Here is a 23,067-nt window from a genome sequence, read left to right as displayed (position 1 = left end):
AAAGGTAAAACAATCTTATAAAAACAGTATTATAACGTTAAAAATCTTAAACTAAAGATTTTTGTGTCATTAGCTCTGGTTGTTTTACTCCTATTAATTTTAAAATTGTAGGTGCTATATCTCCTAAAACACCATCATTAATTTGTTTTAATTCTTTGTCTACCAAAATTAGTGGTACAGGATTGGTTGTATGTGCAGTGTTGGGGCTCCCATCTGGGTTTACCATAGTTTCACAATTACCATGATCTGCTATTACAATAGTAGTGTAATCATTTTTTAAACCTGCAGTAATTACAGCTTCTGCACAACTGTCTACAGTTTCGCAGGCTTTTATTGCGGCTTGCATATCTCCTGTATGTCCTACCATATCTGGATTAGCAAAGTTTAGGCAAACAAAATCTGCCTCTGCTTTGTTCAATTCTGGTATAATAGCGTCTCTAATATCAAAAGCACTCATTTCTGGCTGTAAGTCATAAGTAGCAACCTTAGGAGACGGACATAAAATACGCTGCTCACCATCAAAAGGAACCTCTCTACCACCGTTGAAGAAAAATGTAACGTGAGGATATTTCTCTGTTTCAGCAATACGAATTTGCTTTTTTCCTGCTTTAGATAACACTTCACCTAAAGTTTCCTCAATATTTGCTTTGTCATAAATAACATGCACATTTTTATAGGCCTCGTTATAATTTGTCATTGTAACATAATATAACTTTAGCGGGTGTGTGTTGTACTCATGAAACATTTCTTGACTTAACATTTCTGTTAGTTCTCTACCACGGTCTGTTCTAAAATTGAAGAAAATAACAACATCATTTTCTTGTATTTTTGCTGTTGGGTCACCATTTTTATCTGTTACAACAATTGGCTTAACAAATTCATCTGTAACATCGTTATCATAGCTATCTTGTATAGCTTGCTCTACATTGTTGGTTTTTGTACCGGCATTATTAACTAATAAGTCATATGCTAATTTAACGCGCTCCCAACGTTTATCACGATCCATAGCGTAGTAACGACCAATAACACTTGCTAATTTGGTGTTTTTATCTTTACAAAAGGTAATAATATCATTTATGTAGCTTTTACCACTTTTAGGATCAACATCTCTACCATCTGTAAAAGCATGTATATAAGAATTTTCTACACCATAACTTTCAGCAGCTGTAATTAACCCTTTTAAATGTGAAGTGTGTGAGTGTACACCACCATTACTAAGAAGACCTAAAAAATGAACAGCTTTATTATTTTCTTTAGCATACTTAAAGGCGTTTTTAATTACTTCCTCATCCTTAAGAGTATTTTCTTTAACAGCTAAGTTAATTTTTGCTAAATCTTGATAAACAATACGGCCAGCACCCAAATTCATATGTCCAACTTCACTGTTACCCATTTGTCCTTCTGGTAAACCAACATTCATTCCGTCGGTTAATAAATTAGCATTTGCATATTTGGTATACAATCCATCTATAAAAGGAGTATTTGCGTTTTCTATGGCCGAGATTTTAGGATCTGGAGATTTCCCCCATCCGTCTAAAATCATTAAAATAACTTTTTTGTTCATCTTTTTTATTTTTTTGCTACTCAAAAATAGCACCAATTATTAAGTTTTATGGTTAACTTACTTGTCTTTTTTTCATTTTTTAGAAAGTGTTAACGTATTGGTTTTACTAAAACGATATCGTTTCTTAAAACAGCTGTTAAAATTATGTTATAATCAGTTTTTACTGAAACATATGTTCCTAGTTGTCGTCTTTATCTGTGTATACAATTCATCAATTAAATCAAAAAACAACAATCATCATGAAAAAAACAATTTTAGTTTTTGCGGCTGCTTTAGTGGTAGCAACAACAGTAGTAAAAGCAAATGTTAATGCAGTATTACCAAATTACAAAGTAGTAAATGTTGCTTTAGAAACCGTAAACCCTTTTTGTATGGCTATTTTAAAGGGCGATGTAGAAACGGTACGTAAACTTATAGAATTTGGAGAAGATGTAAATAAAAAGTCGAATGGTATGACGCCTGCTATATTTGCTGCGCGATACAATAAGGTAGAAATTTTAGAGATACTTGTAGCAAACGGTGCAGATATTAGAATTAAATGCGATAAAGGACGTACAATAATGAAGCACGCAGAATTATCTAATGCAAAAGAAACTATAGCTTTTTTAGAGCAAGTAGCTAAAGAAAAAAAGTTAGCAAGAAAAAATAAAAGAAAAAGAAAGTAGAGTTCATCCAACAATCATCAACTAAAAAATCCCTTTGAAGAAAACTCAAAGGGATTTTTTTATTAGGTAATACTTTTAGGTGTTCTCGTAAAAAAGTATAATTTTTTAGAATCTAAACCCTGTAAATGCTCTGTATAAAAATGCATAGACAGTTATAGATATTAGCGCAAAGCAAAAAAATGAATATGCTTTTAATAAAATCACAGCCAGTATTGGTCTGCAATTGTCAAATGCGCTTAAATAAATTCGTTTGTATTCTAGTAGCCTTCCCATATAGTCTCTTTTTTAGAATTAATATTCTCAAAGCTATAATGGTTAAAAACAATAAGTTAGGTTTGGGATGCTACAAAGCTAAATAAAAATAACGAGATTAAAATGCATTTCGTCGAATAGTTATTTTTCGTTTTTATATTTTTCTATTGCTTCTTTAATTTTTTCTATTCTGTTTTCAGGATCTGGGTGAGTGCTTTGAAACTCTGGTTGCCTGTTAGGTCCTGCGGCTGCCTTTAAAATTTTCATTACAGCTATCATTTCTTCTGGGTTGTAACCAGATTGTATCATAAATAACACTCCAAGTTCATCACTTTCTAATTCGTCTCCACGACCATTAGTGAGTAAGGTTTTTTGTCCTATACCGTTAACAACACCTCCCATATCTGCACCAACAGATGCCCCTGTAGATAATGTTTGCCAAAAATTGCTGTCTGCTATACGTTCTGCCGAATGTCTGCCAATTACGTGTCCTATTTCATGTCCTAAAACACCAGCCAATTGTGCTTCATTAAGCTTAGAGAATAGGGCATAGGTAATAAATATTTGTCCGCCTGGTAACGCAAAAGCATTAATGGTTTTTTCGTCTGCCAATAAATGAAACTCGTATTTGTAAGGAGTGTCTTTAGCAATACTATTTTGTACTAATTTGTTGCCAACAGCATCTACAAAATTTTGCAATTTTTGGTCTGGATATAAACCTCCGTGTTGTTGTGCCATTTGTGGAGCACTTTGTAAACCAATAGCAATTTCTTGATTGGCATCCATATTAATATTTTGCACTCTACCGGTATACGGGTTTTCTTCTTTATTGCTGCACCTTTGTATGTATGCAAAAGCAACAATGGCAAGCCCTATAAGTATTCTTATTTTCCAATTTCCTCTTCTCATTATAGTTTATTCTTGGTTAGTTAAAAACCAAGATACAAAAAGAGTTATAAAAGTTCTGGATTAATATCTAAAATATTGTTTACTATATAAGATTTTAAAAAGCCAGCAGTAAAGTGTTCACCACCTAAAAGTTGTTGCTCTTTTACCAACCTCATAATATTTTTACCTCTAAACTGTTCTAGCATAGGTTTAGAAATAGGGGCGTAGCTATAATGCCAAGGCTCATATTTAAAACCTCTACGTTTTTTGTTGTTAGTATACACTAAGTAAAAACCAAAGTCGTTCGCGTTTTCGTCCATCCATTTTTTAAGGTCTTCAAACGGCCCACCTTCTTCAAATTTTTTAGGAACTAAAACATCTCCGCTAGTTTTTTGATAGCCATCTATAATATCAATATCTGTTCCCCAATGGTGTCTACTTGTACCAGGAATAGTAGAGTATTCAATAATTTTATCAATAGCATTTAAAGGTTTCATTTTTTGATCGTCTGTATATTTTAAATACTTACGTTCCCAAATACCTTCTTGTCTGTAGTAATTTCTATAGCTGGATACTATTTTTAAATCAATGCCAGCACTGTAAGCAGCTACTTTCATTTTTTTAAAAGCATCATGGGCTTCTTTTCTTAGGTTAATTCCTTTGCCATACAAATCTATATCTGCTTTACCCATTAACTCTTCAATAGAATAGGTAACTTCTTCTTCTTGCTCTTGAGCAAAAATAAGTTGTGGAGCCGTAATTGCGGCAGCACCTATAATTCCGGTTTTTAGGATAAATGATCTTCTTTGCATAACTCTTAATTTAATTTTTTAAACATAACCACGTGTGGTCCCACCTTTTGTATGTCAAAAATGCTGCCACTTTTGGTATAACCACATTTTGTATAAAAAGGAATTGCGCTTACTCTGGCGTTCATCCACAATAATAAAACGCCTTTTTCTTTTAAAATTGTTTCTGCATAGTTAATAATTTTTTTGCCAAGTCCCTTTCCTTGGTGTTCATTAGCTATGGCCATTCCTCTAAGTTGGTAAGCAAAAACATTTAAAATAGAAGTATTTTTTACTTGTAACAGGCTTGCAACACCTATTAATTGGTTGTTTTGGTATGCGCCAATATGAAAAGTAGTTTTTAAATTATCACCAGAAAACTCACACGAAGATAGGGGTTTACCTGCTCTTAATACAGGATGTCTAACTGGGTAAGTTTCAATAGCAGAAATTAATTTAAATGTAAGTTCTTTTTGGTCTTTCATACTGTTAATAAATGAAAAACAAAAGTACGCATTATTGGTTTTGCTTTCCTAAATAGATATACCCTTGGTGTATAATATTTACATCTTTTAAATTTAAAATATAAAAGTAAACACCATCTGGTAGAGCATTACCGGCTTTTACAACGCCACTTACATTAGCTATACCTCCAAAAGTATTGTTGTAAGCATCTTTGTCATACACAATTCTTCCCCATCTGCTATATATTCTTAAGTTGTTATTTTTAGGAGATAACGATACTTCTTTAAAGTAAAGAAAATCATTAACACCATCATTATTTGGAGATACAAAATAGTTTTCAAAATTAGTAGAAATAGCACTTAAACTACTCCCAAAGGTAATTATATCATAATTATTTGGCACAAAAGTATCTGACGTTATGGAGCCAGAACTAAAGTTTCCGGTTATATCTGTATTGCCTAGATTTTCCCAAATGTTTAATGTTTTGTTCCATCCTACAATGCGTAAATCTTCAATAGTATCAGTAAAACTGTCTATACTGCTATCATCATCCCAAGTTAATGTAATTTTAGAGTTGGTGTCTGCTTCTAGGTGCCAAAACTCATATGTACTTACAGCAGTTAAAATATCAGCAAAATTATCTGTATTAAAGGTTTTTGTAAATGTTGATGGAGAATTAGGGTCTTCATAAAAGTAAGCGCTCTTTGCAGTATTGTTATTTGTTTCAGAATCTAAATAAAGAGGTCTAATTTTATCAGCATCGCCAACAGGGAAACTAAAGTTGTATTTGTCTGTTACAGCAGCGTAACCATCTACTTTTGTTAGGTTACCATCACCATTATAAAAGGCGTAGTTAATAAAATCTAAATTTATATCTGTAGCGTTTCTGGGAGTAACTACATCACCTAAAATAAAATTGTTATTGTTGGTTATACCAACGGCTACATCTAAAAATAAGTCATTGGTAACTACAATTTCCATATCATTAAAAACAGGTTTAAAAGCTCCGGAGATAGTCCTGGTATCATCACTATAAAAACCGGCTAAACCTTCGTTTTGGTCAAAATTTCCATCGTTTGTCAAATCAATATGAAAACCAATTTGTCCGTCATTAAAAATTTTTAAGTTCCCTGTATTGTGCACCACATTTTGTGATGTTAGTATACAAGAGACACTTAGAGAGATATAGAAAAGTATGTGTTTCATTATTATTGTATTTGTTGCCAATCTGTGCCATCACTTTGTAGCCAGATAGTTTTTTGACTAATTATTAAGTTTACATCTAAGCCTAATAAACTTTTGTAAGTACTTATGCTTGCCGTTATTCCAATTCCAAAAAGTATTGGGTTTTTAATAATATATATTCTGCCTTTACAGGTAGATGCGTCAGGTAATGTTATATTATGAGCACCTCCTAATATTATAGTATGATGGGTTTCATCTAAAGCTAAATCTCCAGAGGTAACATCTATAGCTGTAGAAACAGAACCTTTAACATCTAAGGTAGAATGCGCATTTTCTCCAGAGTATGCAAGGTCTTCAGGCAAGTTAAAACCAATACCTAAACGCTCACTAATTAAAACTTGGGAGTTGGTAGAGCTGTATTTGTCTATACGAATAGCCTCCTTGTTGCCTACACTAAAATTAAGTTCGTTGGTAGCAGTTCTGTACATACCTGTATCGGTATCTCCATTAAATCTAAATGATGGTTCACCTTGGTTACCATCACTATTTAATAAACCTGCACTTCTTATAGCACCAGTAACTTGTACTTTGTTTGTTGGAGTATTAGTTCCAATTCCTAGTCTGTTATTGGTACTGTTCCAATAAATTTGATTGTTGTCCTCTTCAGGTTCTCCAGATGAATTGGTGTATAAAATTGAACCGGGGGTATAGGTTGCGGGTAGTAAATCTGTGATATCTGGAATTTTTTGCCAAAGGGATGAGTTGTATAAATAGATGCGTTTTTCATCTGTATTATACAAAATAGAACCTTCTAACGAACCGGTTATTCCACTTATTTCAGCAGAAGTTGCAGTTGTAAGTCCTAACAATAGGTTAGGGTCTATTTGGCCATAAGATATTACTATTGGAGCTAGTAACATTAGTTTAAAAATTATTTTTTTCATCGTCATTAAATTATTGGTTTTAACTATTTCTAAAAAATATACTAGTCTGCTATTGGTTGTTGATTTGTAACTAGTAAATAGAAGTAGTAGTAGTTTGTTTAATTTGATGAATTACTTGGGGAACTAAAAGTAACTCGGTTTTTTGATTATAGATTTAAATTTTAGGGGTTAAACTTTATTTTGATTGTCTTTATATTTTACCTTTTAGTTATTTTTATAAGTCTAGAATTACAAACATAAATTCAGAGTCAAACCTTGCTCTATCTGAACCTCCATTATCGTTATCACCCATAATAACATCAAAACCTGTAGCTGTTTGATTGCTATAAGAAATTCCAGGGTCATCATTACCTACACCAGCTCTTCCTGGCTGACTCAATTGAATAATGTAGTTAGCATCAGAAACCGTTCCAGCAGGTAAGTTTACTCGGTAATGTCCAACTCCAACTTGTTTAACAACAGTAACGCCAGTTGTACCTTTTAGTACTACACCAAGTGCATTTACTTTTCCTATAGCTTTTACCATACTATTGTAAAAAGCACCACCATCAGTTCCAGGAGTAATATCATTATTAGTATCTGTAGAAATAACTTCAGCTGTTTGTGTTATTGCAGATTCGTTTACATAGCTAATAACACCAGAGGTATCATCCTGACTTAGATTTGTAACACTTCCGCCTATTATTCCACTAATTTGAGTATCTACATAAGTCTTTACTGCATTTTGAGTAGGATATAAAGAGGAAGATGGTGTTGTATCTCCTAAGTCTGTAGCATCAGATTTGTTTGTTAAATCTTCTTTTAAAGCTATAGCAGCGTCTGCATCAGCTTCGTTAGTGTCTACATCAGTTTGTACCGCAGCAATAGCGTTTGTTGTTGCTGTATTGTTAGCTGTTAATTCAGTTTCCGTAACAAAGGTTCCGTCTAAATCTTGCGACAATGTTCCGTCTGCATCTGTAATTTCTAAAGCAGTACCGTTTAAAGTAAATCCTGTGTTTATTTCGTTAGTAGCATCCGTATCGCCATCAGCAGAATTAGAAGCTGTAATTTGTGCATCTACATAAGTTTTAACAGCCAGTTCAGTAGGGAATTTTGTATTTGTAGCATCAGCTAAATTTACATCGTCCGACTTATTAGCAGCATCTTCTTTTAGAGCTATAGCAGCGTCTGCATCAGCTTCGTTAGTGTCTACATCAGTTTGCACAGCAGCAATAGCGTTTGTAGTTGCTGTATTGTTAGCTGTTAATTCAGTTTCCGTAACAAAGGTTCCGTCTAAATCTTGCGATAATGTTCCGTCTGCATCTGTAATTTCTAAAGCAGTACCGTTTAAAGTAAATCCTGTGTTTATTTCGTTAGTAGCATCCGTATCACCATCAGCAGAATTAGAAGCAGTAATTTGTGCATCTACATAAGTTTTAACAGCATTTTGAGTAGGAAAAGCATCATCAGAAGTTCCTAAAGCTACGTTGGTAGACTTGTTAGCAGCATCTTCTTTTAGAGCTATAGCAGCGTCTGCATCAGCTTCGTTAGCGTCAACATCAGTTTGCACAGCAGCAATAGCGTTTGTAGTTGCTGTATTGTTAGCTGTTAATTCGGTTTCCGTAACAAAGGTTCCGTCTAAATCTTGAGACAATGTTCCGTCTGCATCTGTAATTTCTAAAGCTGTGCCGTTTAAAGTAAATCCTGTGTTTATTTCGTTAGTAGCATCCGTATCACCATCAGCAGAATTAGAAGCAGTAATTTGTGCATCTACATAAGTTTTAACAGCATTTTGAGTAGGAAAAGCATCATCAGAAGTTCCTAAAGCTACGTTGGTAGACTTGTTAGCAGCATCTTCTTTTAGAGCTATAGCAGCGTCTGCATCAGCTTCGTTAGCGTCAACATCAGTTTGCACAGCAGCAATAGCGTTTGTAGTTGCTGTATTGTTAGCTGTTAATTCGGTTTCCGTAACAAAGGTTCCGTCTAAATCTTGAGACAATGTTCCGTCTGCATCTGTAATTTCTAAAGCTGTGCCGTTTAAAGTAAATCCTGTGTTTACTTCGTTAGTAGCATCCGTATCGCCATCAGCAGAATTAGAAGCTGTAATTTGTGCATCTACATAAGTTTTAACAGCATTTTGAGTAGGGAAAGCATCATCAGAAGTTCCTAAAGCTACGTTGGTAGACTTGTTGGCAGCATCTTCTTTTAGAGCTATAGCAGCGTCTGCATCAGCTTCGTTAGCGTCAACATCAGTTTGCACAGCAGCAATAGCGTTTGTAGTTGCTGTATTGTTAGCTGTTAATTCGGTTTCCGTAACAAAGGTTCCGTCTAAATCTTGAGACAATGTTCCGTCTGCATCTGTAATTTCTAAAGCTGTGCCGTTTAAAGTAAATCCTGTGTTTACTTCGTTAGTAGCATCCGTATCGCCATCAGCAGAATTAGAAGCTGTAATTTGTGCATCTACATAAGTTTTAACAGCATTTTGAGTAGGAAAAGCATCATCAGAAGTTCCTAAAGCTACGTTGGTAGACTTGTTGGCAGCATCTTCTTTTAGAGCTATAGCAGCGTCTGCATCAGCTTCGTTAGCGTCAACATCAGTTTGCACAGCAGCAATAGCGTTTGTAGTTGCTGTATTGTTAGCTGTTAATTCAGTTTCCGTAACAAAAGTTCCGTCTAAATCTTGAGACAATGTCCCGTCTGCATCTGTAATTTCTAAAGCTGTGCCGTTTAAAGTAAATCCTGTGTTTACTTCGTTAGTAGCATCCGTATCGCCATCAGCAGAATTAGAAGCTGTAATTTGTGCATCTACATAAGTTTTAACAGCATTTTGAGTAGGGAAAGCATCATCAGAAGTTCCTAAAGCTACGTTGGTAGACTTGTTGGCAGCATCTTCTTTTAGAGCTATAGCAGCGTCTGCATCAGCTTCGTTAGCGTCAACATCAGTTTGCACAGCAGCAATAGCGTTTGTAGTTGCTGTATTGTTAGCTGTTAATTCGGTTTCCGTAACAAAGGTTCCGTCTAAATCTTGAGACAATGTTCCGTCTGCATCTGTAATTTCTAAAGCTGTGCCGTTTAAAGTAAATCCTGTGTTTACTTCGTTAGTAGCATCCGTATCGCCATCAGCAGAATTAGAAGCTGTAATTTGTGCATCTACATAAGTTTTAACAGCATTTTGAGTAGGGAAAGCATCATCAGAAGTTCCTAAAGCTACGTTGGTAGACTTGTTGGCAGCATCTTCTTTTAGAGCTATAGCAGCGTCTGCATCAGCTTCGTTAGCGTCAACATCAGTTTGCACAGCAGCAATAGCGTTTGTAGTTGCTGTATTGTTAGCTGTTAATTCAGTTTCCGTAACAAAAGTTCCGTCTAAATCTTGCGATAATGTTCCGTCTGCATCTGTAATTTCTAAAGCAGTACCGTTTAAAGTAAATCCTGTGTTTATTTCGTTAGTAGCATCCGTATCGCCATCAGCAGAATTAGAAGCTGTAATTTGTGCATCTACATAAGTTTTAACAGCATTTTGAGTAGGAAAAGCATCATCAGAAGTTCCTAAAGCTACGTTGGTAGACTTGTTAGCAGCATCTTCTTTAAGGTCGATAGCGTCATTAGCTGCAGTTTCATTAGCGTCAACATCAGTTTGTACCGCAGCAATTGCGTTAGTTGCAGCAGTTTCGTTGGTATCAACATCTGCTTGTACTGCATTAATAGCGTTTGTAGTAGCCGTATTGTTAGCTGTTAATTCGGTTTCCGTAACAAAAGTTCCGTCTAAATCTTGTGACAATGTTCCGTCTGCATCTGTAATTTCTAAAGCAGTACCGTTTAAAGTAAATCCTGTGTTTATTTCGTTAGTAGCATCCGTATCGCCATCAGCAGAATTAGAAGCTGTAATTTGTGCATCTACATAAGTTTTAACAGCATTTTGAGTAGGAAAAGCATCATCAGAAGTTCCTAAAGCTACGTTGGTAGACTTGTTAGCAGCATCTTCTTTAAGGTCGATAGCGTCATTAGCTGCAGTTTCATTAGCGTCAACATCTGCTTGTACCGCTGCAATTGCGTTAGTTGCCGCAGTTTCGTTGGCATCAACATCAGCCTGAATAGCATTTTCTGCATTTGTAGCTCTTGTGGTTTCTGTAGTTATAGCAGTAGCGTTATTAGCAATATTAGTTTGCAAAGTAGCATCGTCATAAAAAGCACCACCATCAGCTCCAGCTGTAACATCATTATTAGCGTCTGCACTAACAATAACTTGAGTAGAAGCTGCAACTTGTGCATCTACATAAGTTTTAACAGCATTTTGAGTAGGGAAAGCATCATCAGAAGTTCCTAAAGCTACGTTGGTAGATTTATTAGCAGCATCTTCTTTTAAAGCTATAGCAGCGTCCGCATCAGCTTCGTTAGCGTCAACATCAGTTTGCACAGCAGCAATTGCATTAGTTGCCGCAGTTTCATTAGCATCAACATCAGCCTGAATAGCATTTTCTGCATTTGTAGCTCTTGTGGTTTCTGTAGTTATAGCAGTAGCGTTATTAGCAATATTAGTTTGCAAAGTAGCATCGTCATAAAAAGCACCACCATCAGCTCCAGCTGTAACATCATTATTAGCGTCTGCACTAACAATAACTTGAGTAGAAGCTGCAACTTGTGCATCTACATAAGTTTTAACAGCATTTTGAGTAGGGAAAGCATCATCAGAAGTTCCTAAAGCTACGTTGGTAGATTTATTAGCAGCATCTTCTTTTAAAGCTATAGCAGCGTCCGCATCAGCTTCGTTAGCGTCAACATCAGTTTGCACAGCAGCAATTGCATTAGTTGCCGCAGTTTCATTAGCATCAACATCAGCCTGAATAGCATTTTCTGCATTTGTAGCTCTTGTGGTTTCTGTAGTTATAGCAGTAGCGTTATTAGCAATATTAGTTTGCAAAGTAGCATCGTCATAAAAAGCACCACCATCAGCTCCAGCTGTAATATTATTGTTAGCATCTGTACTTACTATAACTTGAGTAGAAGCCGCAACTTGGGTATCTACATAAGTTTTAACAGCATTTTGAGTAGGGAAAGCATCATCAGAAGTTCCTAAAGCTACGTTGGTAGACTTGTTAGCTGCATCTTCTTTAAGGTCTATAGCATTAGTTGCAGCAATTTCATTAGCATCAACATCAGCCTGAATAGCATTTTCTGCATTAGTAGCTCTTGTAGTTTCTGTATTTATTGCGGTAGCGTTATTAGCAATATTAGTTTGTAAAGTAGCATCGTCATAAAAAGCACCACCATCAGCTCCAGTAGTAATATCATTGTTGGCATCTGTACTTACAATAACTTGAGTAGAAGCAATTATTTGAGCATCTACATAACTTTTAGAGGTAGCATCTTGTGGGTTTACAGGATTTGCTATTGAGGTTACGGCATTACCGCCCATTGTTAAAGGACCTGTCATAGCATCACCAATAATATTTACATACCTAGCATCATTAGTAGATAAATCTGTGGTTACCTCTTGCCATCCGGTTGGATCATCATATATAAAAGCAACACCATTTCTGTCTGTATTTGGGGCTACTTCACCAGATACAATGTAAATGTCAGAGTCTACTCCAGTTACTGGTCTGGCAGATTCAAGTCCAGTTGAAACACTAGATAGTACAACAGCTACATTTCCATTTGCAGCAGGATTTACACCATTTACACTTCTTACAATATTAGGTATTGTTGTTACTCCATTAATTTCATCTGTAAAAACTAAGCTGTTTTCAGAGCCGGCTGGACTCTCTAATTTGGATACCGTTTCATTATCTAATATCCAATTAGTTCCGTTCCATCTCATTATTTGGCCATTACTAGTTCCGTTAGCTAACTTATCTAAAGTAACATTATCATCAGCAATTTTACTTGCTATTATAGCATTATCTGCAATACTAAGGCTCACATTTTCAAATGCAGCATTAGTGCCGCCTGTAACATCAATATCTGTTGAGGTTATATTGCCATTCGCTTGTGCATCTACATATGTTTTAACTGCATTTTGAGTAGGGAATAAAGTAGAAGAAGGAGATGTGTTGCCTAAATCAGTTGCATCAGATTTATTAGCAGCATCTTCTTTAAGGTCGATAGCGTCATTAGCTGCAGTTTCATTAGCGTCAACATCTGCTTGTACCGCAGCAATTGCATTAGTTGCAGCAGTTTCGTTGGCATCAACATCAGCCTGAATAGCATTTTCTGCATTTGTAGCTCTTGTGGTTTCTGTAGTTATAGCAGTAGCGTTATTAGCAATATTAGTTTGCAAAGTAGCATCGTCATAAAAAGCACCACCATCAGCTCCAGCTGTAACATCATTATTAGCGTCTGCACTAACAATAACTTGAGTAGAAGCCGCAACTTGGGTATCTACGTATGTTTTAACTGCATTTTGAGTAGGGAAAGCATCATCAGAAGTTCCTAAAGCTACGTTGGTAGACTTGTTGGCTGCATCTTCTTTTAGAGCTATAGCAGCGTCTGCATCAGCTTCGTTAGTGTCAACATCAGTTTGCACAGCAGCAATTGCGTTAGTTGCCGCAGTTTCGTTGGCATTAACATCAGCCTGAATAGCATTTTCTGCATTTGTAGCTCTTGTGGTTTCTGTAGTTATAGCAGTAGCGTTATTAGCAATATTAGTTTGCAAAGTAGCATCGTCATAAAAAGCACCACCATCAGCCCCAGTTGTAACATCATTATTAGCGTCTGCACTAACAATAACTTGAGTAGAAGCCGCAACTTGGGTATCTACATAAGTTTTAACAGCATTTTGAGTAGGGAAAGCATCATCAGAAGTTCCTAAAGCTACGTTGGTAGACTTGTTAGCTGCATCTTCTTTTAAAGCTATAGCAGCGTCTGCATCAGCTTCGTTAGCGTCAACATCAGTTTGCACAGCAGCAATAGCGTTTGTAGTTGCTGTATTGTTAGCTGTTAATTCAGTTTCCGTAACAAAAGTTCCGTCTAAATCTTGCGACAATGTTCCGTCTGCATCTGTAATTTCTAAAGCAGTACCGTTTAAAGTAAATCCTGTGTTCACTTCGTTAGTAGCATCCGTATCGCCATCAGCAGAATTAGAAGCTGTAATTTGTGCATCTACATAGGTTTTAACAGCCAGTTCAGTAGGGAATTTTGTATTTGTAGCATCAGCTAAATTTACATCGTCCGACTTATTAGCAGCATCTTCTTTTAGAGCTATAGCAGCGTCTGCATCAGCTTCGTTAGTGTCTACATCAGTTTGTACTGCATTAATAGCGTTTGTAGTTGCCGTATTGTTAGCTGTTAATTCGGTTTCCGTAACAAAAGTTCCGTCTAAATCTTGCGACAATGTTCCGTCTGCATCTGTAATTTCTAAAGCAGTACCGTTTAAAGTAAATCCTGTGTTTACTTCGTTAGTAGCATCCGTATCGCCATCAGCAGAATTAGAAGCTGTAATTTGTGCATCTACATAAGTTTTAACAGCATTTTGAGTAGGGAAAGCATCATCAGAAGTTCCTAAAGCTACGTTGGTAGATTTATTAGCAGCATCTTCTTTATCATTTTGTAAAGCTGTAATAGCGTTAGTGGCTGCTGTTTCGTTTGCGTCAACATCAGTTTGTACCGCAGCAATTGCGTTAGTTGCAGCAGTTTCGTTGGCATCAACATCTGCTTGTACTGCATTAATAGCGTTTGTAGTTGCCGTATTGTTAGCTGTTAATTCGGTTTCCGTAACAAAGGTTCCGTCTAAATCTTGCGACAATGTTCCGTCTGCATCTGTAATTTCTAAAGCAGTACCGTTTAAAGTAAATCCTGTGTTTATTTCGTTAGTAGCATCCGTATCGCCATCAGCAGAATTAGAAGCTGTAATTTGTGCATCTACATAAGTTTTAACAGCATTTTGAGTAGGAAAAGCATCATCAGAAGTTCCTAAAGCTACGTTGGTAGATTTATTAGCAGCATCTTCTTTATCATTTTGTAAAGCTGTAATAGCGTTAGTGGCTGCTGTTTCGTTGGCATCAACATCTGCTTGTACTACATTAATAGCGTTTGTAGTTGCCGTATTGTTAGCTGTTAATTCGGTTTCCGTAACAAAAGTTCCGTCTAAATCTTGCGACAATGTTCCGTCTGCATCTGTAATTTCTAAAGCAGTACCGTTTAAAGTAAATCCTGTGTTTATTTCGTTAGAGGCATCCGCATCCGCGTCATCAACATTTAAAACTACAGAGCCACCATTTTCTAAAGTTAGATTCCCAGATGTTCCATCTGTGCTAATAGCCTGGCTATCAGTTCCTGTAAAATTTACTGGAGTACCATTGCCATTAGCGTAGCTAAAAGTTCCGTCTCCGTTATCTGTTAATTGAGATTTTGTAATGGTTACCGTAACGTTATTTTCATTTGTGTAGGAAAACGTACCATCGTTATTATCAAAAATAACAGTATTTGTTTCATTAAAAGAACTAGTGTCACATAAGGATTGCCATAGAATTCCGTTGTATTGAAACATACAATTTTCATCTGTGTTGTAAACCATAGCCCCAGTTAAAGGTGTAATAGCTGCCATTTGAGCATTAGTAACCCTAGTTAATATTAATACTTTGTCTGTACTTTCTAACTCTAGTATGGAGGAGGAGTGAATAGTATTTATATCATTACCTATTTTTACTTGCCCAAAAGAGTATTGAGCTAAAGCAAAAAAACTGATTAATAATAATTTGTTGATTTTCATAAGTATATGTAATAGTTAACAGTTGTAAATTAAAAAATTAAATACTTGAAAGGTAAAGTTTGTTGTAAAACAACCTTTATTGTATGCGTGACAGCTACTTATAGATATATGGTTGGGTACACCTGTAACTGTTTTAAGACCTTATCTTTTGTAGAGTTAAGTTTGGTTTTATTATAAAAATACAATAAAAAGTGTGGTTTTTACGTATTTTAATAGACTTATTTTCTTACTATTTTATTTTGAATTGTGGCTGTATTTCTCTGTAACCAGTTGATATTGATAGGTTAGCGAAAATTGTAAAACAAAAAAACAGACCCTTAAGGATCTGTTTTATGTAATAAATAGTAATGATTTGTTAACTTAAATTTTTAATTGCCTGTGTCTGTGAGGTATAAAAAGCCTTGGTATTCTAGTTGAAGATCATCTAAAAAGACCAAGTAAAAATATATGCCACTAGGTAAGCCTGCATTTCTTTGGTAAATAGTATTGTTTGTATTGCTGTAACCATTAAACTCGCCGTTGTAATTGTCTTTTTCAAATACCTTAAGTCCGTTTCTGTCGTAAATACGAAGACGATTGTTTGGAGATTCTTCTAGCTCTGGTATTACAAGATTGTCATTTATACCATCTCCATTAGGACTTACGTAGTAATTATCTAAATCTAATAATTCTGTTGCAACAGCCATTTTAGCCAATGTAATAACTTCATAATCATTAGGTACAAAGGTTTCAGATGTAACTGCACCTTGGTTAAGGTCTCCAATAGGATCTACACTACCTAAATTAACCCATCTTTTTTGAGTTCTGTGCCAACCGGCAATACCTACTTGATAATACTCATCTACTAGGTTTGCAATATTGCTACGGTTGTTCCAAGAGATACTAACGGTAGATGGTAGGCTACTATCTATATCCCAAAACTCTGTAGTGCTCACAGCTCTAACTTCTTTTTCTTTATTATTGGTGTTAAAACTAGTTGTAAAGGTTGATGGCAAATTTGGATCTTCAAAAAAGTAAGCACATTTGGCGGTGACATTTTCGCTTTGAGACTGTAATGTTAAAGGTCTAATGTAACCAGAATCACCTACGGTAAAAAAGAAATTTTGTTTTTGTTCTACTAGCATATACCCATCTACTTTAGATAGGTTGGACTCGCCAACCGTAAATGCATTTTGAGTAAGTTTTAAGTTTTCTAATGGGTTGTTACGGTAGGTAACAAAGTCGCCATCTACTAAATTTAAAGCATTAGTAGCAGTAATAGAAGTCTCTAAAATAGCAGCACTAAAAGGCTTGTACATTTCTACATCATAAAAAACAGGAATAAACGCGCCAGTAACACTAGTTGTTACTTGACCATAAAAACCAAATGTACCTAAATTATCCTGAAAAGGAGCGTTGTTAATTAGGTTGGTGTGCAAACCAAGTGTACCAGTATCATGTATACGTATGCTACCATTGTTGTACATAGCATTTTGTGCTACGGCAACAGAACTACAACATAAAAATATGTAAAGTAAGTTTTTCATACTAGTTTATTTGTTGCCAGTTAGTACCGTCACTTTGTAATTTTGTTATGCCAGCAGGAAGTGATATTGGGTTGTTGTTACCCATAGAATCTAAATAAGAAGAACCTGGAGTAAAAGTTACTGAATAATCGGGTGATGCTGGAATAGCTAGTGTATCGGGATTCTTAATAATATAAATTCTACCTTGGCAAGTATTAGCTGCGGGTAGTGTGATAGTTGAATTGCCTGTAATTATTATTGTATGTTGAGTTTCACCTAAAGCAATAATTCCAGATGCATCATCTATAGCAGTAGCCAAAGAACCACCTGTATGTAATGTAGAATTTGGGGATGTAATTCCAATACCAACGTTTTGAGTTGCGTCTATTGTTATAGCTTGAATACCAGCAGTTGAAAAGCCAATTTGGTCTTCAGCAATTCTAAACATTCCAGTATTTGTATCTCCATTGGTATAGAAGCCATAAGATGGTTGACCAACTGTACCTCCAGTTGCAGCAAATCCAGTTCTAGTTCTGATTTGACCTTCTACATCTAACATATCCTGCGGGTTTGTTCTTCCAATTCCTAATCTATTGTTTGTGTTATCCCAAAATAATTCAGTATTATTTTCTGCTAAATTACCTGCGCCATCAGAAAAGAAAATTGAGCCAGCTGTACCTATTGGAATTCCTGTGGTTGGGTTTTTCCAAGTTGCGGCTCCAGCACCATCTGTTGTTAGTACTTGTCCGTCTGTACCATCTATATTTGTAATTGTATTGGCGCCAATTGTAGCAGTTCCTGTAGTTGTTAATGTACCAGTAGTGGAAACATTAGAAGTAAAAACAGGACTAATTTTAGAGCCGTCAATAGCGGCAGCAGAGTTTATATCTGTATTTACAATTTCATCATCTAATATTTTAGCAGAAGTAATTGCATTGTTTTCAATAGTTAAAGCACCAGTATTAGCAAGAGTTGCATCACCAGAAATAGCAACTTGTGCAGCTGTATTTGTAGCGTCACCAACTAAAATATTTCCATCAGTAATTGTATTTATAGTAGAAATTTGATTATCTACATATGTTTTTACTGCTTGTTCAGTTGGGAAATCTGTAGCGGAATTATCAGTTAAAGAACCGTCGTTAGATTTGTTAGCAGTGTCTTCTTTTAAAGCTAAAGCAGTGGTTCCTGCTGTAACTGCAGCATCTACATAAGACCTTGTTGCTGCATCTTGTGGGTCAGTAGGATCTGAAACGTTGGTTAGTTTTTGTGAGCCTATAGATAAGTCGCCCGTTGGAACAGCAAAGCCAGATAAAGAAATAGTTGTTTTGTCTAATTTATTATCATCAATTGCTGCGTTTGCAATTTTGTCTCTAGTAACATTTGCATCTGCTATTTTGGTAGTTGTTACTGCGCCATCAGCAATTTCATTAGCACCAACAGCACTTGGGTTAATTTCTAAAGTAACGTCATTTAAAGCTGCATTTGTACCACCTGTAACATTTAAGTCTGTAGAAGTAATGTTACCATCACCCGTTAAGGCAGTTACATCTACATCTAAAGCACCAGTAGTTATATTTTTAGTTAATCCAGAACCGGCAACATCTGCATTTATTTTTATAGCAGTTACTGCATCATCAGCAATATCTAGTGTTGCTATTGTGCCATCTAAAATATTTTCTGTTTGTACAGCATCATCCGCTAGTTTAGTATTTTCAATAGCATCATCTTCAATCTTAACAGTAGTAACATTTGTATCTGCTATTTTGGTAGTTGTTACTGCACCATCAGCAAGTTCGTTTGCACCAACAGCACTTGGGTTAATCTCTAAAGTAACGTTATTTAAAGCTGCATTTGCACCACCTGTAACATTTAAATCGGTAGACGTAATGTTACCATCTCCAGTTAATGCAGCAACATCTACATCTAAAGCACCAGTAGTTGCATTTTTTGTTAATCCAGAACCGGCAACATCTGTATTTATTTTTACAGCGGTAATAGCATTATCTGCAATATCTTGTGTTGCTATTGTACCATCTAATATGTCTTCAGAAAGTATTGTTTCATCTGCTATTTTGTTTGTAGAAACTGCATCTGCAGCTAATTTAGCATTCGTAATTCCTCCATCAGCAACAGAAATGCCAACAGTTTCTAAAAGTGCCCCAACACCAGTTGTACTACCCGTAAATTCTAAAGAAGCATCAACAGTTAAATCTTGCCCTGCAATGCTAGTAGCGTCTAAAGTGCCCCATTCTACATTGGTACCTGTAGCATTTGTTTTTAAAACTTGGTTTGGTGTTGCACTAGGTTGTATTTTTACGGGTGTAACCGACTCGTCTATAAGATTATTTGTATTTACACTTGTGTCTCCTAACTCATCTACACCAATAGCATCATCTGCAATTTTAGTTCTGCCAATTGTTTTGTTTAATATAGAGTTACCGTGTATTTGGTCTACTTCTATATTAACCGTATTGCCATCGTCTGTTATTTTTATGCCACTAGAAAAACCTACACCACCAGAACCTGTATGGTTGCTTGTAAAAGCAGGGGTTTCAAACGTAATATCGTTACCAGCAGCATTTGTAAAGGTGTAGGTATTATCACCATTATCTACCAAATTAATATTGCCAGCATTTTCTGCTTCACATAAGTTTATCCATTGGGTATCATTATAATAGTGCAAACACCTAGTGTCTGTATTGTAAATAACAGCACCGTTTAGTGGTGTTATAGCATTCATTTGTAGGGTAGACATCCTTGTAATAACTAAAGCTTTACTTGTACTCTCTAGTTCTAAAACCGAGTTAAAATGAAGGTTTTCAGGATTTTCGCCAATTTTTACTTGTGCTTGTATGCTAGTAAATAGGCAGGTACTTAAAAATAATCCAAAAATTAATTTTTTCATATAGTAGGGGTGTTATAATATGCAATTATGCATTACAAACAAAAATATAGTAAAGATGTGTTACCACCTAAAACAGTGGTTAAAAGACAATTTTTGTCCTATAAATGACATCTATGTAATACTTAATGTTTAAAATTGAATTGTTTTACTCTCGTAAGGAGCTTTTTGTGGTTCAAAAATACGAGCGGTATGTTTACCTTTTAGGCTAATAGTGTTGTTGTTAACTAATAAAAAACTACCTTCTCTTAGTCCAACTACTGGTGTGGTATTAAATACGTGAAACTCTTTTAAGCGTGTTTCTCTAGTTTCACCGTTGTGTTTACTATTAGGGTCCGGATCTAAATAATGTGCATTTATGTTAAAAGGTACCAGTTGCATTGTTGCAAAACAAGGAGGGTAAACAATGGGCATATCATTAGTAGTATGCATACTAACGCCTGCAATGTTACTGCCAGCACTTGTGCCCATATAAGGTTTTCCGTTGGTAATATGCTCTTGTAAGTGTTGCATAGCATTTTGTGCATACAATTGCTGTACAAGTAAAAAAGTATTGCCGCCACCACAGAAAAAAGCTTGGGACTGGTTTATACCTTCTTGTGCAGTTGGGTACGTATGTAAGCCTACTATTTTTTTATCAATTTTTGCAAATGCTTTTGCAGCAATAGCAGTGTAATTGTCATGGCTAATACCACCAGGCCGTGCAAAAGGTATAAATGTTATGGTATCTACATCTTTAAAAAATAAAGCAACATCATCTAACAGGTACTCCAAGTAATTCTCTCCAAATAAGGTAGATGTGCTTGCTAATAATAGATTTTTCATACAGTATACTCTTTTCAGTTTTTTAGTTTTCTGGGTACAAATTAACAAAAGTTTAATGGTACTCTATTTTTTTTGAATGTAAATTGCATTTCATTATATTTAAAAGAAACTTAGAAAACTATTTTCTGGGGCTTAAAACTAACCTTTATGAAAAACAATTTACTAGCACTTTTTTTATTACTTACTACAGTGTCTTTATTTGCCCAAGAAAATGATAGAACACTTTTACGCGGAACCGTAATTTATAGAGATATAAATGTACCTAACTTAGACGTTATTAATGTAACTGCAGAAGATGCAACATTAACAGATAAAGATGGGGACTTTGAAATTAATGTGAAAATAGGAGACCAATTGGTGTTTACATCTTTTAATTACCAAATAAAAATTGTTTTTATTACTGAAGATATTTTAAAGAAAAACAGATTAGTAGTAGATGTAAATGAAAAAGTTACAGAATTAGATGAGGTTGTGGTTAGTCCTGAAGATCAAGAAAAGTTTGTAGAGCTTAAAAACGAAGAATTTAAAGAAGTAGAATACGAAATAGACCGTACAACAACTGTTACTAACATAGCACAGTCTCAAATAGAACGTGGTATGGAAAATGGTATAAATTTTGTAAATATTTTTAAAGCATTAACCAAGTCTAAAAAGAAAAAAGATCCTAATGCTAAGGTGCCAGAAATTAAGCTTAGTAGAGTATTAAGACAGGTTTATGAAGATGATTTTTTTGTTAAAGATTTAGGAATACCACAAGATAAAATAGATAATTTTTTACAGTATTGTGATGACAAAATACCATCACAAACATTGCTTAAAAAGTCAAATGAATTTCAGCTTATAGATTTTTTAGTTACCCATAGCAAAGAATATAAAAAGCTATAAAGTTTGAGGAGATATATACTTTTTTTAAGCTTTTTAAGTGTATGTTTTTACGCAAATGCACAACAAGTCTATTACAAGTCTGTTAAAGGTGCAGTTGTAAGTAACACTCAAGAGGTTAATGGTGTTTATGTTATAAATACCACTAGCGGGCAAGCAGCTATAACTAATGCTAATGGTTATTTTGTAATGCCAGCTAAGGAAAAAGATACGTTATTATTTTCTGCAGTACAGTTTAAAAAGAAACAACTTATAGTTACTAAAGCTATATTGGCAAAAAAAAATAACATTGTTTATTTAGAGGAAACTTTAGAAGAGTTAAATGAGGTTGTTTTAGATAACAGAACCTTTGTAACTGCCAAAAGTTTAGGTTTGCCAAATGCAGATGCTGTAGTGTTACCACAGAGCGAGCGTTTACTACATGATGCAGATCACGGACCAATGTTTGGAGGATTAAGTGTTAACGTAAATAAGTTGCTAAATGCAATTAGCGGGCGCACTAAAATGCTAAAAAAGCGTGTGGCAAGAGATAGGAAATACTTAGAAAGTCAGCAAATGCGAAACTCTTACGCAGATTCTGTTTTTGTAAAAGACCTTAACATTCCTAAAAACCGTATAGAAGAGTTTATGCTGTATTGTGAGTATGACAGTGAGTTTAACTCTATTGCAAAAGAAAAAAATAGTTTTATTATTTGGGACTTTTTAACACGTAAAAGCATTGCTTTTTTAAAAGAAGATAAAGAGCTTAAAATAGCTAAACAAGATAATAAATAACTTACCCTATATATTTATGAAATACATATGCACTTTATTGCTTTTACTTGTTGCGGCGCAAAACACAAGCGCACAAACAAAAATAGAAACATTAAAAGGGCGTATTGTAAGTAATACACAAGATGTAATTGGGGTTTATGTGCTAAACAAAACAACCAATAAGGGAACAATTACATCCAAAACCGGAAATTTTTCTATTCCGGTTAGTTTAAAAGATACTATAATGTTTTCTGCCGTTCAGTTTAAAAATAAAAAGATTGTTGTTACTCAAAAAATACTTGATTATAAATCCTTTTTGGTAAACTTAGATGAAACCTTAGAGGAGTTAAATGAAGTTGTTTTAGATAATAGAACTTTAATAACAGCCAAAAGTTTGGGCTTGCCTAATGCAGATGTAGAAGTTTTGCCATTGGCAAAAAGAGAATTGTTTGCGGCTAATAACGGAGATAATTACTTAAGCCTAGATCCGTTATTAAACTTTTTAAGCGGGCGTACAAAAATGTTGAAAGACCGTATTAAAAGAGATGATATGTACGCGCGTAGTAAAGAGCTTAGGACTAGGTTTGTAGACTCTATTTTTTCTAAAAATTTAAAAATACCTGCAAGCAGAATAGAGGAGTTTATGTTGTATTGCGAGTACGACCCAAGATTTAAAGGAATAACAGAGAATAAAAATGAGCTTGTTGTTTGGGATTTTTTAAGGCAAAAAAGCGAATTGTTTTTAAAATTTAAATAAGGTAGA

15 protein-coding genes are annotated in these 23,067 nt (G+C 35.0%); 4 read left to right on the top strand and 11 right to left on the bottom strand.

Annotation, left to right across the window (positions count from 1 at the left end; all coding sequences use genetic code 11):
* Positions 1-46: 46 nt before the first annotated feature.
* Positions 47-1,564, bottom strand: a complete 1,518-nt coding sequence (gpmI, locus tag CELLY_RS03115; protein WP_013620202.1) for a 2,3-bisphosphoglycerate-independent phosphoglycerate mutase — start codon at positions 1,562-1,564, stop codon at positions 47-49.
* Between the two features lie 239 nt (positions 1,565-1,803).
* On the opposite strand from gpmI, the gene CELLY_RS03110 reads away from it, so the two are divergent.
* Positions 1,804-2,229, top strand: coding sequence for an ankyrin repeat domain-containing protein (locus CELLY_RS03110; RefSeq protein ID WP_013620201.1), 426 nt, complete (start codon positions 1,804-1,806; stop codon positions 2,227-2,229).
* 105 nt (positions 2,230-2,334) lie between these two features.
* Here CELLY_RS03110 and CELLY_RS17310 read toward each other — a convergent pair whose 3' ends face one another.
* The 10 genes from CELLY_RS17310 to pepE form a co-directional block, all read right to left on the bottom strand.
* Positions 2,335-2,502, bottom strand: a complete 168-nt coding sequence (locus CELLY_RS17310; protein ID WP_013620200.1) for a DUF6747 family protein — start codon at positions 2,500-2,502, stop codon at positions 2,335-2,337.
* A gap of 120 nt (positions 2,503-2,622) precedes the next feature.
* On the bottom strand, positions 2,623-3,390 hold the full coding sequence (locus CELLY_RS03105) for a M48 family metalloprotease (protein ID WP_013620199.1): 768 nt from the start codon (positions 3,388-3,390) through the stop codon (positions 2,623-2,625).
* 44 nt (positions 3,391-3,434) lie between these two features.
* Positions 3,435-4,181: a M15 family metallopeptidase gene (locus CELLY_RS03100; protein WP_013620198.1), complete on the bottom strand. Its 747-nt coding sequence runs from the start codon at positions 4,179-4,181 to the stop codon at positions 3,435-3,437.
* Between the two features lie 5 nt (positions 4,182-4,186).
* The gene (locus tag CELLY_RS03095) at positions 4,187-4,642 is read right to left on the bottom strand and encodes a GNAT family N-acetyltransferase (RefSeq protein WP_013620197.1); all 456 of its coding nucleotides are present in this window, start codon (positions 4,640-4,642) and stop codon (positions 4,187-4,189) included.
* A 31-nt stretch (positions 4,643-4,673) separates the two neighbouring features.
* On the bottom strand, positions 4,674-5,828 hold the full coding sequence (locus CELLY_RS03090) for a T9SS type B sorting domain-containing protein (RefSeq protein WP_013620196.1): 1,155 nt from the start codon (positions 5,826-5,828) through the stop codon (positions 4,674-4,676).
* Positions 5,829-5,830: 2 nt separating this feature from the next.
* Entirely contained in the window at positions 5,831-6,751 is a 921-nt protein-coding gene (locus tag CELLY_RS03085; protein WP_034646796.1) for a hypothetical protein, read from the bottom strand.
* A 214-nt stretch (positions 6,752-6,965) separates the two neighbouring features.
* Positions 6,966-15,437 carry a beta strand repeat-containing protein gene (locus CELLY_RS03080; protein ID WP_013620194.1) on the bottom strand — a complete coding sequence of 2,824 codons (8,472 nt, stop codon included), beginning with the start codon at positions 15,435-15,437 and terminating at the stop codon, positions 6,966-6,968.
* A gap of 368 nt (positions 15,438-15,805) precedes the next feature.
* Positions 15,806-16,963 (bottom strand): T9SS type B sorting domain-containing protein, encoded by a 1,158-nt coding sequence (locus tag CELLY_RS03075; RefSeq protein WP_013620193.1) that lies wholly within the window; start codon positions 16,961-16,963, stop codon positions 15,806-15,808.
* Position 16,964: 1 nt separating this feature from the next.
* The gene (locus CELLY_RS16615) at positions 16,965-19,847 is read right to left on the bottom strand and encodes a beta strand repeat-containing protein (protein ID WP_013620192.1); all 2,883 of its coding nucleotides are present in this window, start codon (positions 19,845-19,847) and stop codon (positions 16,965-16,967) included.
* Between the two features lie 129 nt (positions 19,848-19,976).
* Positions 19,977-20,669, bottom strand: a complete 693-nt coding sequence (pepE, locus tag CELLY_RS03065) for a dipeptidase PepE (protein ID WP_013620191.1) — start codon at positions 20,667-20,669, stop codon at positions 19,977-19,979.
* Between the two features lie 147 nt (positions 20,670-20,816).
* Here pepE and CELLY_RS03060 point away from each other — a divergent pair, with 147 nt between their 5' ends.
* The 3 genes from CELLY_RS03060 to CELLY_RS03050 are packed head-to-tail and all read left to right on the top strand — an operon-like array spanning position 20,817 to position 23,061.
* Positions 20,817-21,554, top strand: coding sequence for a hypothetical protein (locus CELLY_RS03060; protein ID WP_013620190.1), 738 nt, complete (start codon positions 20,817-20,819; stop codon positions 21,552-21,554).
* A gap of 3 nt (positions 21,555-21,557) precedes the next feature.
* Positions 21,558-22,325 (top strand): carboxypeptidase-like regulatory domain-containing protein, encoded by a 768-nt coding sequence (locus CELLY_RS03055; RefSeq protein WP_013620189.1) that lies wholly within the window; start codon positions 21,558-21,560, stop codon positions 22,323-22,325.
* 16 nt (positions 22,326-22,341) lie between these two features.
* A complete protein-coding gene (locus CELLY_RS03050; protein WP_013620188.1) occupies positions 22,342-23,061 on the top strand; it encodes a carboxypeptidase-like regulatory domain-containing protein in 720 nt (239 codons plus the stop codon).
* The last annotated feature ends 6 nt before the right edge of the window (positions 23,062-23,067 follow it).

The organism is Cellulophaga lytica DSM 7489 (assembly GCF_000190595.1).
GTDB lineage: Bacteria > Bacteroidota > Bacteroidia > Flavobacteriales > Flavobacteriaceae > Cellulophaga > Cellulophaga lytica.
The sequence above is the reverse complement of the archived record's forward strand: the minus strand, read 5'-3'. Positions and strand labels throughout refer to the sequence as shown.